The organism is Flavimobilis rhizosphaerae (genome assembly GCF_014852685.1).
Classification (GTDB): Bacteria; Actinomycetota; Actinomycetes; order Actinomycetales; family Cellulomonadaceae; genus Flavimobilis; species Flavimobilis rhizosphaerae.
The window spans coordinates 17,631-31,872 of sequence record NZ_JACZDF010000003.1; the positions used below are offsets into that span (position 1 = coordinate 17,631).

Consider the following 14,242-nt stretch of genomic DNA (forward strand, 5'->3'; position numbering starts at 1 on the left):
GGTGACGCGCGCGTCAGGTCAAACGGTGATGGTCAGAGTCGGCTGGTGACCTCCTTGAGCAGGTCGGCGGGGGCAAGCCACATGGACGGGTAGTTGCCGTGCCATAGCTGGTTGCCCTCGGTGTCGATCAGGACGAACCCGTGCCCCGGGAGTCCTTCGTGCATGCCCTTGCCGAGGGTGTCGTAGGCAGCGGAGACGGTGCCGTCGTCGAGCAGGAACGGTGCCTGGACGCCGAGGCGTTCGCGGTCGGCGTTGATCTGGTCGGCGGTGTTCATCACGATCGGCAGCACGGTGATGCCAGCTTCGGCGAACGCGGGGTCCTTCTCGATCTCGGCCATCTGCAGCAGGCAGGAGTCGCACCCGGCGCCCTCGTTGAAGTACAGGACGACCGGCTCGCCGCGGAAGTCCGCCAGCGAGACGCTCGAGCCGTCCGAGGCCGGCAGGGTGAAGTCCGGCGCGACCCGGACATCGGTCGATGTGGTGGGCTGGGAGGTGATCAGCGCGATCGCGACGATGATCCCGATGATCAGCGCGGCCGCGCCCCAGGCGGCCCAGCTCAGGCGCTGGCGGCGCCGTGCAGCATCGGCCTGGGCCTGCTGGATCTCGGCGAGGACCCGCTGGCGTTCGGCGTGGCGGCGGGTGGCGGTTCCGGAGGTCATCGGGTCACTTCTTCCGTGGTCGGGGCGGCGTGGCAGGACGGGACAGGCGCGGCCGGGCCGTCGCTCGACCCTGCAGCTGCCGTGGCGGTTGCCGGGGCGGTGCTCTTCGGTCGAGCCAGGCGGCGCCGGTCGGCGAGGGTCGCCCAGATGAACGCTGCCGCGACTGCGAGCAACGCCAACCCCTGCACGGGCTCGGGCACCGGAGACAGGAACTCCTGGACCGCGGCGAACACGTCGGTCAGGGTGCGGCTGGCGGCGTCCTGGAACGCCGAGCCGCCGGTCATGTCCTTGCTGCCGGCCAGTGCGATGACGAACACGCCCATCACCGCGAACCCGACCGCGACGGCGATGTTCAGGGTGTTGGTGACCAAGGTGCGGCCCGCGATGCGCAGCCGGACGGTTCTTGCCTGGAACAGCTTGCGCTCGCCGAGGCGCGCCTTGTCCCAGACGAGGGCCATGACGAACAGCGGAAAGACCATGCCGAACACGTACGCCAGCCCCAGGGCCAGCCCCCCGATGGGAGACCCGGAGAGGACCGACAGAGTCATCACCCCGGCCAGGACCGGTGCGCAGCACGAGGACGCGATCCCGGAGAACACCCCGAGGGAGAAGAAGCTCGCGGTGTCACCACGGGTGGTGTCCGGGGCGCGCAGGAAGGAGGGCAAGGACCACATCCGACCCGACAGGGCCAGGCCCGCCAGGGCGATCATCAGCAGGCCACCTGCCCAGTACAACGTGGCGTGGTACTGGGCGATCGCGCCGGCGAGCAGGCTCATCCCCAGCGTGATCGGCACCAGCACCACCGCCAGGCCCGCCGTGAAGACGAAGGTCAGCGGCAGCAGCCGCCACCTGGCGTTCTTGACCGCACCGGCGAGGTAGGACGGCGCCAGGAAGACGATGCAGCACGGGGCGAACAGGGCCACCCCGCCGGCGAAGAACGCCGCCAGGATGCTCCCGGTCGTCAGCAGCTCGCTGCCCATCTCAGGCCCCGACCGCTGGGACACGCCGGCTGTGCAGGGCCTTGGTGAGCTTCTTGCGCGGCAGGCGCCCGGCGGAGAAGAACTCCCCGTCCACCAGCACCAACGGGTTCATCGCCGGGCGGTGCTCGGCGACCAGGGCCCGGCCCTCGTCCGTCTGGATGCCGACGCTGCGGACCACCAGCGGGAAGTCGCCGGCCAGGGCCGCCAGGGCCTCCTCGGCGTCATGGCAGAAGTGGCACGCCGGGGCGTGGACGACGGTGACGACGACCGGTGGGTCGGCGGGCTCGGTGGTGGACACGGGCTTCTCCTGCGGGAGGTCGCGGATCGGGACGTGTAAAGCGTCGACGCGTCGCACCGAAGGACCGGTCTCCCTTGGATCAAGGTTCGATGAAGGTTCCCGGCCGGCGTCCGGCCATAGCCCACAATGGCCAGGTGACCCCCATCCCAGACACCACAACCACAGCGCGGCGCGCGGTCGTCGTCGATGACGAGCAGCCCCTGGCCCGGCTCGTGGCCGGCTACCTCGGACGGGACGGGTTCGAGGTCAGCGTGACCCATGACGGCGCGCAGGCCGTCGAGGTGCTGCGCGAGGTCGATCCCGACGTCGTCGTGCTGGACCTGGGCCTTCCCGGACTGGATGGGATCGAGGTGTGCCGTCAGCTGCGCACGTTCTCCGACTGCTACGTGATCATGCTGACCGCCCGCGCCGAGGAGGTCGACACCCTCATCGGCCTGTCGGTCGGTGCTGACGACTACATGACCAAGCCCTTCAGTCCGCGCGAGCTCATGGCCCGGGTCGCAGTCCTGCTCCGCCGGCCGCGTCGACCCGCTACCGCGGTCGCAGCGGCGGCGCGCCCCGCTGTGGAGGTCGGTGCGCTACGGCTCGACGTCGACGCCCGCGAGGTGCACCTCGAAGGCCGCTTGGTGCCGTTGACCCGCACCGAGTTCGACGTCCTCGCCGCACTCGCCTCTGGCCCCGGACGGGTGTTCAGCCGCCGGGCTCTGATCGAGGAGGTCTGGGGGGCGAACTGGGTCGGTGACGAGCACCTCGTCGACGTCCACGTGCTGCACGTGCGCCAAAAGCTGGGCGACAGCGCTGACCGCCAACAGTTCGTGCGCACGGTTCGAGGTGTCGGGTACCGGATCGGCACCGGGGAGTGAAGGCGATCCCGACGGCATCGCGGTGGGGCCTTGCCGGTCGTCTGCTCACCGCGCTTGTCATCGTGCTCGCGACCGCTGCCCTGACAGCGTGGCTGGTCGCCTCCTCCGTGGGGCCAAGCCTTTTCCACGAGCACATGGTGCGCGCCGGCCTGGAAGACCACGACGACGCCGTCCTGCACGCCGAGCGGGCCTTCCGCGACGCAAGCGCCGTCTCCCTGGCCCTGGCCCTGGGCGCCGCCACCGTTGCCTCCGCCGCCGTGAGTCTCGTGCTCGCGCGCCGTATCGGTCGGTCCCTCGCGGGCGTGGCCACCGCTGCGGCCCGCCTGGGCGCCGGTCGGTACGAGTCCCGCGTCCCAGCTGCAGGCCTGGGCGCGGAGTTCGACGACCTCGCCGAGTCGTTCAACGCCATGGCCGCCCGGTTGCAGGAGGCCGAGCGGCTGCGGGCCCGGCTCCTGGCCGACGTCGCGCACGAGGTCCGCACCCCCGTCGCGACCATCGCCGGATACCTCGAGGCCGTGGAGGACGGTCTGCAGCCGATGGACGAGCCCACGATGGCCGTGCTGCGCGACCAGGCCTCGCGCCTGACCCGGCTGGCGCGCGACCTCGCCGCGGTGACCCACGCCGAGGCCGGTGACCTAGCCCTGACACTCGAACCGCTGACCCCCGACGAGCTGCTCGTTGCGACCGCCGGCACATGGAGAGAGCGCGCGACCGCCGCCGGGATCGACCTGCGGGTCCAGGTCGACCCCGAGCTCGGACACGTCCGTGTGGACCGCCAGCGCATGGGCCAGGTCCTGGACAACCTGGTCGCCAACGCACTCCGTCACACCCCGGCCGGGGGCACGATCACCCTCCGCGCGACCGACGATCACCAGCGGGTGGCGCTGCACGTGGCCGACACCGGTGCCGGCATCGCGGCGGAGCACCTGCCGCACCTGTTCGAGCGCTTCTACCGTGCCGACACCGCGCGGGACCGCGCCCACGGGGGTTCCGGCATCGGCCTGGCGATCTGCAAGGCGCTCACCGAGGCCCACGGCGGCACCATCACCGCGACGAGCGACGGCCCAGGGGCCGGCGCATCATTCACCGTCACGCTTCCAGTGCCGCCCGCCTGAGCTCAGCGGCCTCCCGGCGCCGCAGCGACGACCATTCCCTTGAGGTGGCTCTTCATCGCAGTCCTTCCGATCGCGCCGGCACAGGTCCGGCGAGCTCGGCGCGAAGCCTGCGGTAGGTGTCCACATCGATCTGCCCGGCCGCCAGCCGGGCGTCGAGCACGGTCACCGCGTCCGGCTGGGGTGCCGCGGGAAATAGTCGCGTCACCGCCCACACGGCCATGCCCAGTACCGCCAGGCTCGACGCGAGGACCAGCCACCCGCCGACTCCCAGATCCACGCACCACGGCATCGGTCCGCTCCCTCTCGCGCCGGGCGCCGACGGCGCCCACCGCCCCAGGCTGCCCCGGACACCCCCAAGACGCGGACGAGGTCCGATGAAGGCTCGATGAAAGAGACTCGTCGGGACGCAGACCCACTGGGGCAGTCGATGCCAGGCTGCTCGGGGCGCCGCGACTAGCGGCTCAACCTCACGCCCCATCGTCGCAGTCGCCGCCATCGCGCCTTGCGCACGTGTGCCGATGGGGGTCCACGCATCCCGGCGTGGTCGCTTGGCACGATCTCGCCGTAGTTTCGGTTACGGGCATGCGATCTGGGCTGACGCCTGTGACCGGTGTTCAGTGCGCGCTGTATAGTTCAGTCCATGCTGACTATTACTTCGCGTCTCGACGTGATGAATCGCCTGGGTCGTGCACTGGCCGACCCCACTCGATCCCGGATGATCTTGACCCTGCTCGACCATCCCGCTTACCCGGCGGAACTGGCCCGAGATCTGGACCTGACACGCCCGAACGTGTCCAACCACCTGGCATGCCTGCGCGATTGCGGGATCGTCGTCTCCGAGCCCGAGGGTCGTCGGACACGATATGAGATCGCCGATTCGCACCTGGCGCAGGCGCTGACGGCACTGGTCGATGCCACCCTGGCAGTGGACGAAGACGCCCCGTGCATCGATCCCGACTGCTCGCTTCCCGGATGCGACGCAGCTGGGGAGGGCGCATGATCCTCACCTCGGTCTTGCAGGCGATGGGCCTGTTCGCAGCGACCAACATCGACGACATCATCGTGCTCTCCCTCTTCTTCGCGCGAGGGGCAGGCCAGCGCGGCACTACCGCCCGCATTCTGGCCGGCCAGTACCTCGGATTCGCCGGCATCCTCGGTGCCGCAGTCCTGGTGACCATCGGTGCCGGAGCATTCCTGCCCTCGGCAGCCATCCCGTACTTCGGTCTCATCCCTCTGGGCCTCGGCCTCTGGGCCGCATGGCAGGCCTGGCGCGGAGACGATGACGACGATGACGACGAGGCCAAGGTTGCCGGCAAGAAGGTCGGCGTGTGGATAGTCGCAGGCGTCACCCTTGCCAACGGCGGCGATAACATCGGCGTCTACACCCCTGTCTTCCTCAGCGTGGAACCTCTCGCAGTAGTCGCCTACTGCATCATCTTCCTCGCGCTCGTCGCGGTCCTGGTGGCCCTGGCAAAGTTCGTCGCCACCCGCCCCCCCGATCGCCGAAGTGCTCGAACGCTGGGAGCACATCCTCTTCCCCATCGTTCTCATCGGCCTCGGCATCGTGATCCTCGTCAGCGGCGGAGCCTTCGGACTCTGACGTAGCGGCAGCGATCCAAACGGCCCCGACCGGGCGCATACCTCTCGGTTCAGACCGCGACACCTACCTGCAGCCAGTCCTGCGTGATCGCGGCAACAAGACCGCCACGGAGCGCTGCAAAAACCCCGCCACCAAGCGAACGAAGCCACAGACCGGGCGTCGAGGGCGTCTCGCTGATCGATCCCCTTACGCGACACCGCGCTGGCTCCCATCCAGCCGCGCGCAGGTGCCGTTTACGCGCAGCAGCTCGTTGGCATGTCGCTGCGGAAGAGGCCGGCGCAGATGCGCAGCGCCTCGCTCATGGTCAGGTAGGGCGCCCAGGTGTCGGCGAGGTCGTCGACGGTGAGCCCGAACTTGATCGCGTAGGTCGCCGCGAGCATCACGTCGCCGGCACCGTCGAGAGCGGCGTGGACCCCGAGAATCTTGCGGGTGTGGGCGTCGATGACGAGCTTGAGGGCTCCGCGGGTGTCGCGGTTGGCCAGCGATCTGGGGATGTCGTGGGCGTCGAGGACGCGGGAGTCGCACTCGTGCCCGGCGGCCACTGCCTGCTGCTCGGTGACCCCGGCGGAGGCGAGCTGCGGGGTCGTGAACGTCACCGCTGGCAGGCCGCGGTAGTCGACGGTGGTGGGCTGTCCAAGGGCTCCGGCAGCTGCGGCGTGCCCGGTCTGTGCAGCGACGTAGACGTACTGCGGGGCACCGGAGACGTCACCGGCGGCGAAGATTCGCGGGTTGCTCGTGCGCTGGTGCGCATCGACGGTGATGAACCCTCGGTCGGCGGTCTGCACGCCAGCGGCGCTCAGCCCTAGGTCGTCGGTGTTCGCGTGCCGCCCGGTGGCCACCAGCAGGCGGTGGCCCGTCACCTGCGCACCGCGCTCGGTCCGGACCAGTACCCCCTCGGGGGTCGGCTCGACCGCCACCGCACGTTCCTCGACGACGGTGATGCCCTCGTCGGCGAACACGGTTCGCAGCACGTCCGCGACCTCTGGCTCTACGTGCGGTGCGAGCCGGCCGACGAGGGTTACGGCGACGCCCAGCTGGGCCCAGAGCTGGGCCTGCTCAAGCCCGACGTACCCACCACCAAGGACCACCATCGAGGAGGGGATTTCCTGCAGCTCCATCGCCGTGGTGCTCGTCAGCGGGTCGATCGTCTCCATGCCTGGCAGGTCCGGGATGTGCGGGACCGAGCCTGTCGCGACGACGTACGCCGTGCCGGTGACATGCTCGCCGTCGACCTCGAGCGTCTGCTCGTCGACGAACCGGGCGTGGCCGTACATGACCGGGAAGCCGTGCGCCTCGGCGACGTCGGTGTACTTCGCCTGACGTAGCCGGTCGATCAGCTCCTGCTTCTGCGTCATCAGCGCCGCCAGGTCGACGCCCCCCGCGCCGGTCGGGACGCCGGGGAACGGGTTGACGAGCGCCCGATGACGGCGCCCCGCGGCCGCGAGGAGGTTCTTGCTCGGGATGCACCCCACGTTCAGGCAGGTGCCACCCAGGACTCCGTGCTCGACCAGTAAGACTGACTTCCCGCGTGACCTGGCCTCGATCCCGGCGGCCATCGCCGCGCCCCCGCTACCGATGACGATCAGGTCCCACGTGTCCTTGATGCCCATCGACGGACCGTAAACGTTCCACCGCACGGCAAGGTCAAGCCGTAGCCTGCGACCATGCGAATCGGGGAGCTGGCGGAGCGCGCTGGTGTGACGACGAAGACCTTGAGGTTCTACGAGCAGGCGCAAGTCCTACCGCGGCCGGCCAGGACGGCGTCGGGCTATCGCGACTACGACGAGACCTCGATCGCCCGGCTCCGCTTCGTGCGAGCCGCTCAGGCAGCGGGTCTGAGCCTTGCCGAGATCCGCACCGTCATCACGGTCCGCGAAGACCAAGGGCCGCCGTGCGGACACGTCACCGCGCTGCTCGACCGACACGCCGCCGCCCTGGACGAGCGCATCGCAGAGCTCGAGGCGACGCGCGAGGAGGTCCGCCGGCTCCGAGACCGCGCAGCGACCCTGAACCCGGCCACCTGCTCTCAGGACGGCGTCTGCCACGTCATCCCCACTGACTGACAGGCGGCCGCGGGCTTAGAGTCGGTGCTGGCGCAGAGGGCGCCACCGGGCCCGCGGACAGGACTGAGTCCACCTCCACAGCACCACGACGAACCAGACCCGTCGACGATCTCCTCTGCCTGGCAGCGCGGGCCGCCAGTTCCAAGGAGACGTCATGCCCTTTCTACCAGCGCGCGCCGACCTCGAGCAGCTTCGGCGCCAAGCCAAGGACCTTCTACGGAAGGCCGAACGCGGCGATCCCGCGGCCGCCACTCGGATCCGTTCCGTATCCGAGCAGCTCGCCCTGAGCTCGGCGCAGCTCGCCGTGGCCCGTGAGCACGGGTTTCCCAGCTGGACCCGGCTCAAGCTCGAGGTCGAGCGACGAGCCGTCCTGGACGGCGGCGACGCCGCCCGGCTGGCAGACCTCCTCGCGGCGCACCCCGAGCTGGCCGTCCAGAGGATGTCCGGGTGGTGCGACCACCTGCACGGGGCCAGTCCCCTGGGCTACGTGGCGATGATGCGCTTCGACACCACGCGCGACGCCTGGCGGGACGTGCCCGGCACCGCTGCTCTTGCCCGCGTCCTGCTGGACGCCGGTGCACCGGTCGAAGGCGATCCCTTGGACGCCGAGACGCCTTTGACGACCGCCGCCAGCTACGGCGACGCGGAGGTCGCGCGTGTCCTTGTCGAGGCTGGAGCGGACCTGGACGCCACCGCATCGCCCACCGCCGGTGGCGTCCCAGGAGGCACCGCCCTTCGACACGCCGTCGTCTTCGGCATGACCGACGTCGTCGACGTCCTGCTCGCCGCCGGAGCGAGCGACCTGGTCCAGGCCGCGGCTGCTGGCGACGTGACCGGCGCCCTGACCCTGGGGACCTCTGAAGTGGACCGGGTCGCGGCCCTGCGGACCGCGGCGGCACACGGCCGGCTGAACGTGATCGATCAGCTGATCGCGGCGGGCACACCCGTAGATGGCGTCGACCGGGACGGATCCACCGCCCTGCACGAGGCGGCGTTCTCCGGCCGAGCCGACAGCGTCACCCGCGTGCTTCATCACGGCGCGGACCCCACGCGCCGCGACACGAGGTTCGGCAGCACGCCCCTGGGGTGGTGCCAGCACCAGCGCGCCGAGATCGGTCCCGGGAAGGGACACGACGCGGTCGAAGATGTCCTGCGTCCCATCACTCCCGGCGCCATCTGAGCTGTGCCGCCACGCTGCGGCGGCAGAACCCCGCCATATAGCGCTAAAAGTCACAGCACGGATAGGTGACAGTCAGGTTCAGGCTGCGAGTGCGACCTGAGTGGTCAGGATGGTCTCGAACTCGATCGGGGTCAACCGCCCCAGACGGACCTGCCTCCGGCGGCGCACCGACGCGGTTGGGATCTTCCCCCACCGTGATGCCATCCTCCGATTGGTCGGGGCGGTGCTCGCCGAGCAGAGCGATGAGTGGGCCGAAGGACGCCGTTACCTCGGGCTCGAAGTCCTGGCGCGCTGCCGCCTGACCTCCGTGCCCGACACCGGCATCGAGGAGGTGCCCGAGCCACTCGGCCCTCACCGCCTGACGGAGGGAACCGCTACACCACTTCCAGGGACTTGACCGAAGCCCAGCGCCCCCGACTCGTAGGTCCCCAGCACCATCGAACAGTGCCCAGCACCTACAAGTCGCCAAAGAGAAACGACTCGTAGGCCTCCCGCACCATCGAACGGTGCTGGAGACCTACGAGACGAGGGGCGCAGCCCGTCAGCTGAAACCGATCGCCCGCTGGGCGACGCGGTACGCCATGACCGTCGCACGTCTGCCGACAGGCCCAGGGAGATTGGTGATCTGACCGAACGCGGACCAGCGCATCCGCCGGTACAACCACGGGTCCGCAGCACGCAGCTCGCTCCAGAGCCGGTCGCGCTCAGCGAGCGACCCTCGCGTGCCCTCGCGGACGAGGAGCGCCGAGGAGACGCCGCAGATGATGCCGACGTAGTGAAGGAGCTACCTGCGCAGACGCCGGTTCGGCACCTTCACGGTGCGGACGTGGTCGAGCATGAGCTGGTTGACGCGCAGCTGCTGGTCGAGACGTCGCAGCATGACCGTCTCGTGGAACTTCTCGTCATGGTCCTGCTCGTACCTGCGCAGGTGGTCGCGCAGGAGGGCGGCGCTCGCGTCGTCGTCCTCGACGATCCCGATGCGGATCACTGTGCTTCCTCCGTGGCGTCGTGCGGTCGCGCCAGCCCGGTGGGCGGCGCGTCGTCGCGGTGCGTGACCGTCGGCCGCGGCGGGTTCAGATCCCGCAAGCCGCGCGTGGGTGCGTTCTGAGGCACCGCACCCCGCGACTCGTAGGCCCCCAGCGCCATCGAACGGTGCTCAGCACCTCCACGTCGCGGGGAGGGAGCACGCCGGGTGCGTCGGGAGCGACGGGTAGTGGATGTCCTACCCAGGGCCGAGTCACGACGCGCCGAATGATGGGACCATGGGGCCATGCGTTCCGTCCTTCGTGGTTCCTGCGTGCTCGCGGCCGTCCTGCTCGCGCTCTCGCCCGTTCTCGCCTCCCCGGCATCCGCGCACAACCCGCCCCCGGTCCCGACGCCCGCCGACGGCGCGACGCTCGACGCCGTACCGGCGGAGGTGCGTCTCGACTACAGCGCCCCGATCCTCGCGGTCGGTTCGGTGCTCGAGGTCACGGGCCCGGACGGGACGAAGGCGTCCGACGGCGCGAGCGTCGTCGGTGAGAAGGACGTCGTCCAGGCGATCACGAACGCGGGCCCGGGCGAGTACACGCTTGTGTGGCGTGTGACGTCCGAGGACGGTCACCCGGTCGACGGCACGAGCACGTTCACGGTCACGGCTGCGGCGCCGTCGACAGCTCCCGCGGAGACGTCGGCGGCGCCGACGAGCGAGGCGCCGACGAGCGAGGCGCCGACGACGGACGCTCCGACGTCCGAAGCACCGACGACTCCCGCCCCGTCCACGACGGCCGCTCCGACGCCCGCGCCCGAGGACGGCTCGAACCTGCTCGTCGTCGGCGGCGCCGTCGCCATGGTGCTCGCCGTCGTCACGGCCGTCATCCTCGTCGTCCGCAAGGCGCGCACGCGCTGACGCGTTCTCGCCGCGCGAGACGCGCGGCACGCGCGGCACGCGCGGCACGCGCGGCACGCACCCACCAGCGCAACGTCCCACCCGCCGTCGCCCCGAGCCCGCCCACGACCCCACCCCGGAGGTGCACCCATGACCGCAGGCCCGATCCGTCGGACGAGCGTCCGTGAGGTCTACGTGCGCCGTGCCCAGGCTGCGGCCGGTGAAGGTCGTGCGCAGGACGGCGGGCTTGCCGGGTCCGGGGACGACGCGCGCCCTAGACTCGCTGGCGTGATCTTCCGTGGCGTCGGCGAGGGCCGTCCGTACCCCGACCACGGCCTCGTCACGCCCAAGGACTGGTCGGCGGTGCCGCCGCGTCAGGTGCGGCTCGACGAGCTCGTGACGACGAAGAAGACACTGAGCCTCGACTCGCTGCTCTCGGACGACTCGACGTTCTACGGCGACCTCTTCGCGCACGTCGTCCAGCACAAGGGCGTCATGTACCTCGAGGACGGGCTGCACCGCGCGGTGCGTGCCGCACTTCAGCAGCGTGCGGTGCTGCACGCGCGCGTCCTCGTCGTCGCGGACGACGCCGCGCCCGTGACGCCGGCTGCCACGTCGAGCGACGGCACGACGGGTCCCGCGCCCGTGCCGTCGCCTGCGACTCCCGCTCTTCCTGCTGATGACGACTCCACGACACCGCCGAGGACCGCCCTGTGAACGCACGCTTCACCCCCGAGCAGGCCCGCGCCCTGCGCCGTCGCCGCGAGCACGAGCGTCAGACCGTGATCTTCGGTGTGCTCATCGCGGCGCTCGCGGTCGCCGGCCTCACGGGCGTCGCGGCGTACACGGGCAACTTCTCGCTGCCCGGGTCCTCGGACTTCGTCTCGAAGGAGCCCGAGGGGACCCCGGTGACGTGGGACCAGCCGTGCGTCCCTGCGGACAAGATGCCGGCCGGTCGCGCGAAGATCAAGGTCACGGTGCTCAACGGCACCAAGCGGGCGGCCCTCGCGGTGACGGTCGCCGAGGAGCTCGCCGACCGTGGTTTCGCGATCGAGGGCACGGGCAACGACGCGCGCCTGCCTCGTCAGACGCTCGTGACGTCGGGGCCGTCGGGCCTCGTCCAGGCGTACACGGTGCTCGCGCGGTTCCCGGGGGCACGGCTCGTGCTCGACGACCGCCCTGGCAAGTCGGTCGACGTGACGATCGGCGCCGAGTTCACGGTCGTCACGCCCGAAGACGAGGTTCAGCTCGACTCGAAGGTTCCGTTGACGTCCGTCGAGGGCTGCGTCGAGGCCGGGCAGATCACGCCGCAGCCTGCGCCCGCGCGCTTCGACGAGGCGAAGAAGAAGGCCGCTGAGAAGGCCGCGAAGGACGCGAAGGAGGAGGAGAAGGCGGCGAAGGACGCCGAGTCCTCCGACAAGGCGACGACGGAGAAGTGACGTGACGACGATCAGGCCCGCACGGACGACGGACGCTACCGAGGTCGCGCGGCTCTACGACGTGTGTGTGCGCACGGGTGCGGCGGGCGGCGACGCGACCGACCTCTACGCGAACCCGCTGCTGCTCCCCGAGGTGTACCTGGGCGCGTACCTCGCGCTCGAGCCTGGGCTCGCGTTCGTGCTCGCGGACGACGACGACCGGGCGGTCGGCTACGTCGTCGGGGCGGCCGACACGCGCGAGTTCGCGGCGCGGTGCGAACGCGAGTGGTGGCCTGCGCTCCGCGAGCGGTTCCCGCTCGGTTCCGCGGAGCCGGGGTCGGCCGACGAGAAGCTCGTGGCGCTCATCCACACGCCGGGGTCGATGCCGGAGGCGGTCCTCGACCGGTATCCCGCGCACCTCCACGTCGACCTGCTCCCCGAGGGGCAGGGTGGTGGCAACGGTCGTCGCCTGCTCGAGACCCTGTTCGACGCGCTGCGTGCGCGGGGCGTCACGGCGCTCCACCTGGGAGTCGACACGTCGAACACGCAGGCGGTGGGCTTCTACGAGCACCTGGGCTTCCGGCTCGCGCTGCCGGACACGGACTGGCTCTACGGCATCGACCTCTAGCCCCCCCGCCGGCCCGCCCCCAGACGCAAGAATCCGCGCGGATGGCTACTGCGAGCAGCCATCTGCGCGGAATCTTGGGACGGGTGGGGGCCAGGACTTACGCGTCTGGGTTGCCGACCGCCGTGTCCGGGACCGAGCTCGGGCTCGCCGGCTCGGCCGTCGTTCCGCGCCACACGGCGATCGCGCGCATGCCGTGGTAGAGCACGAGCGCCGCGATCGTGCCGGTCGCGATGCCCTCGATCGTGATCGGGCCGATCTTGAACGTGTAGTTGCCGATGCCCATGATGAGCGCGACGGCCGCGGACGTCAGCACGACGGGGTCGGAGAAGTTCACCTTGTTCTGCACCCAGATGCGGGCGCCGAGCAGGCCGATCATGCCGTAGAGGATCGTGCCGGCGCCGCCGAGGACGCCCGCGGGCATCGCCTGGATGATCGCACCGACCTTCGGGGAGAACGCGAGGAGGAGCGCGGTCGAGCCAGCGACCCAGTAGACGGCCGTCGAGTAGACACGGGTCGCTGCCATGACGCCGATGTTCTCGGCGTACGTCGTCGTGCCCGAGCCGCCGCCGACGCCCGCGAGCATCGTCGAGACACCGTCGGCGACCAGGGAGCGTCCGACGCGGTCGTCGAGGTTCTCCCCGGTCATCGCGGCGACGGACTTCACGTGGCCGATGTTCTCGGCGACGAGGACGAGGACGACGGGCACGAACATGATGAGCAGGCCCGGGTCGGTGAACGTCGGCGTGTGGAAGTCGGGCAGACCGAAGAGGTCCGCGTCCCTGATGGCCTTCGAGCCGAAGTTGATCTCGCCGCGGATCGCGGCGACGACGTAACCGACGACGATCCCGACGAGGATCGACAGGCGACCGAGGATGCCCTTGAAGAGCACGGAGACGACCGCGACGGTGAGGATCGTCACGAAGCCCGTGACCTCGTGGCCCTCGAACTTGAGCCATGCCTGAGGCGCAAGGTTGAGGCCGATGAGCGCGACGATCGTGCCGTTGACGGCCGGCGGCATGAGCTTGTCGATCCAGCCGACGCCCGCGAAATGGCCGAGCGCGCCGACGACGACGAGGCACGCGCCGGCGAAGAGGATGCCGCCCGAGGCGTCGCCCATCGTCGCGGCCGCACCGATGGGCGCGAGGAACGCGAAGCTCGAGCCCAGGTAGCTGGGGAGCCGGTTCTGGTTGACGAGCAGGAAGATGAACGTGCCGATCGCGCTGAAGAACAGCGTCGCGGTCGCCGGGAACCCGGTGATCGCGGGGACGAGCAGCGTCGCGCCGGACATGGCGACGACGTGCTGCATGCCCATGCCGATCGTCCGCGGCCAGGAGAGTCGTTCGAGGGGGGCGACGGCCTCCCCGGGTCGGACGGTCTTGCCGTCACCGTGCACGGTCCACAGAGCCATGTGGGTTCCCATCAGGAGTCTGGTGCGAGGAGGGAGCGCGCGCAGGGGCGCCGCGCCGCGGAGCATCCTACTCCTCGTCCCACCTGGCGAGAGGACGGTCTCGCGGCGCGCTCGCGACGCGAACCCGCGGTAATGCAGGTTGGCTGTGCGCTTCAGGCGGCCG

The 14,242-nt window shown here is 70.5% G+C and carries 15 protein-coding genes and 3 pseudogenes; 11 read left to right on the forward strand and 7 right to left on the reverse strand.

Features of this window, described 5'->3' with window-relative positions; all coding sequences use genetic code 11:
- Positions 1-32 precede the first annotated feature (32 nt).
- Genes IGS67_RS06375 through IGS67_RS06385 form a run of 3 tightly spaced genes read right to left on the reverse strand, consistent with a single transcriptional unit; the run spans position 33 to position 1,937 of the window.
- Positions 33-659 (reverse strand): redoxin domain-containing protein, encoded by a 627-nt coding sequence (locus IGS67_RS06375; RefSeq protein ID WP_192278962.1) that lies wholly within the window; start codon positions 657-659, stop codon positions 33-35.
- Complete coding sequence (locus IGS67_RS06380) at positions 656-1,639, reverse strand: cytochrome c biogenesis CcdA family protein (RefSeq protein ID WP_192278963.1); 984 nt, start codon at positions 1,637-1,639, stop codon at positions 656-658. The genes IGS67_RS06375 and IGS67_RS06380 overlap by 4 nt, the downstream gene beginning before the upstream one ends.
- A gap of 1 nt (position 1,640) precedes the next feature.
- Entirely contained in the window at positions 1,641-1,937 is a 297-nt protein-coding gene (locus IGS67_RS06385) for a glutaredoxin (RefSeq protein WP_098457611.1), read from the reverse strand.
- 89 nt (positions 1,938-2,026) lie between these two features.
- On the opposite strand from IGS67_RS06385, the gene IGS67_RS06390 reads away from it, so the two are divergent.
- Both IGS67_RS06390 and IGS67_RS06395 read left to right on the forward strand, forming a co-directional pair.
- A complete protein-coding gene (locus IGS67_RS06390) occupies positions 2,027-2,800 on the forward strand; it encodes a response regulator transcription factor (protein WP_192278965.1) in 774 nt (257 codons plus the stop codon).
- On the forward strand, positions 2,797-3,915 hold the full coding sequence (locus tag IGS67_RS06395) for a sensor histidine kinase (protein WP_407925811.1): 1,119 nt from the start codon (positions 2,797-2,799) through the stop codon (positions 3,913-3,915). Before IGS67_RS06390 ends, IGS67_RS06395 begins: the two co-directional genes overlap by 4 nt.
- Before the next feature lie 52 nt (positions 3,916-3,967).
- Here the strand turns inward: IGS67_RS06395 and IGS67_RS06400 are convergent, their stop codons facing one another.
- The gene (locus tag IGS67_RS06400) at positions 3,968-4,192 is read right to left on the reverse strand and encodes a hypothetical protein (protein WP_245854652.1); all 225 of its coding nucleotides are present in this window, start codon (positions 4,190-4,192) and stop codon (positions 3,968-3,970) included.
- 363 nt (positions 4,193-4,555) lie between these two features.
- On the opposite strand from IGS67_RS06400, the gene cmtR reads away from it, so the two are divergent.
- Both cmtR and IGS67_RS06410 read left to right on the forward strand, forming a co-directional pair.
- On the forward strand, positions 4,556-4,915 hold the full coding sequence (cmtR, locus tag IGS67_RS06405; RefSeq protein WP_192278967.1) for a Cd(II)/Pb(II)-sensing metalloregulatory transcriptional regulator CmtR: 360 nt from the start codon (positions 4,556-4,558) through the stop codon (positions 4,913-4,915).
- Positions 4,912-5,515, forward strand: a pseudogene (locus IGS67_RS06410) (cadmium resistance transporter). The gene cmtR and the pseudogene IGS67_RS06410 overlap by 4 nt, the downstream one beginning before the upstream one ends.
- Before the next feature lie 233 nt (positions 5,516-5,748).
- Here the strand turns inward: IGS67_RS06410 and merA are convergent.
- Complete coding sequence (merA, locus tag IGS67_RS06415; RefSeq protein ID WP_192278968.1) at positions 5,749-7,125, reverse strand: mercury(II) reductase; 1,377 nt, start codon at positions 7,123-7,125, stop codon at positions 5,749-5,751.
- A gap of 54 nt (positions 7,126-7,179) precedes the next feature.
- Here merA and IGS67_RS06420 point away from each other — a divergent pair, with 54 nt between their 5' ends.
- From IGS67_RS06420 to IGS67_RS06430, 3 genes and pseudogenes are all read left to right on the forward strand, one after another.
- Positions 7,180-7,578 carry a heavy metal-responsive transcriptional regulator gene (locus tag IGS67_RS06420; RefSeq protein WP_192278969.1) on the forward strand — a complete coding sequence of 133 codons (399 nt, stop codon included), beginning with the start codon at positions 7,180-7,182 and terminating at the stop codon, positions 7,576-7,578.
- A gap of 154 nt (positions 7,579-7,732) precedes the next feature.
- Entirely contained in the window at positions 7,733-8,758 is a 1,026-nt protein-coding gene (locus tag IGS67_RS06425; RefSeq protein ID WP_192278970.1) for an ankyrin repeat domain-containing protein, read from the forward strand.
- 154 nt (positions 8,759-8,912) lie between these two features.
- A pseudogene (locus tag IGS67_RS06430) lies at positions 8,913-9,155 on the forward strand (transposase); the annotation flags it as partial.
- A 387-nt stretch (positions 9,156-9,542) separates the two neighbouring features.
- On the opposite strand, the gene IGS67_RS06435 reads toward IGS67_RS06430, so the two are convergent.
- The gene (locus IGS67_RS06435; RefSeq protein ID WP_192278971.1) at positions 9,543-9,746 is read right to left on the reverse strand and encodes a hypothetical protein; all 204 of its coding nucleotides are present in this window, start codon (positions 9,744-9,746) and stop codon (positions 9,543-9,545) included.
- A gap of 282 nt (positions 9,747-10,028) precedes the next feature.
- On the opposite strand from IGS67_RS06435, the gene IGS67_RS06440 reads away from it, so the two are divergent.
- The 4 genes and pseudogenes from IGS67_RS06440 (at position 10,029) to IGS67_RS06455 (ending at position 12,671) form a co-directional block, all read left to right on the forward strand.
- On the forward strand, positions 10,029-10,646 hold the full coding sequence (locus IGS67_RS06440; RefSeq protein ID WP_192278972.1) for a copper resistance CopC family protein: 618 nt from the start codon (positions 10,029-10,031) through the stop codon (positions 10,644-10,646).
- 267 nt (positions 10,647-10,913) lie between these two features.
- A pseudogene (locus tag IGS67_RS06445) lies at positions 10,914-11,204 on the forward strand (type II toxin-antitoxin system VapB family antitoxin); the annotation flags it as partial.
- 134 nt (positions 11,205-11,338) lie between these two features.
- Positions 11,339-12,064, forward strand: coding sequence for a LytR C-terminal domain-containing protein (locus tag IGS67_RS06450; RefSeq protein WP_192278973.1), 726 nt, complete (start codon positions 11,339-11,341; stop codon positions 12,062-12,064).
- Position 12,065: 1 nt separating this feature from the next.
- The gene (locus tag IGS67_RS06455) at positions 12,066-12,671 is read left to right on the forward strand and encodes a GNAT family N-acetyltransferase (protein WP_328741846.1); all 606 of its coding nucleotides are present in this window, start codon (positions 12,066-12,068) and stop codon (positions 12,669-12,671) included.
- A gap of 97 nt (positions 12,672-12,768) precedes the next feature.
- Here the strand turns inward: IGS67_RS06455 and IGS67_RS06460 are convergent, their stop codons facing one another.
- On the reverse strand, positions 12,769-14,079 hold the full coding sequence (locus IGS67_RS06460; protein ID WP_192278974.1) for a uracil-xanthine permease family protein: 1,311 nt from the start codon (positions 14,077-14,079) through the stop codon (positions 12,769-12,771).
- Between the last annotated feature and the right edge of the window lie 163 nt (positions 14,080-14,242).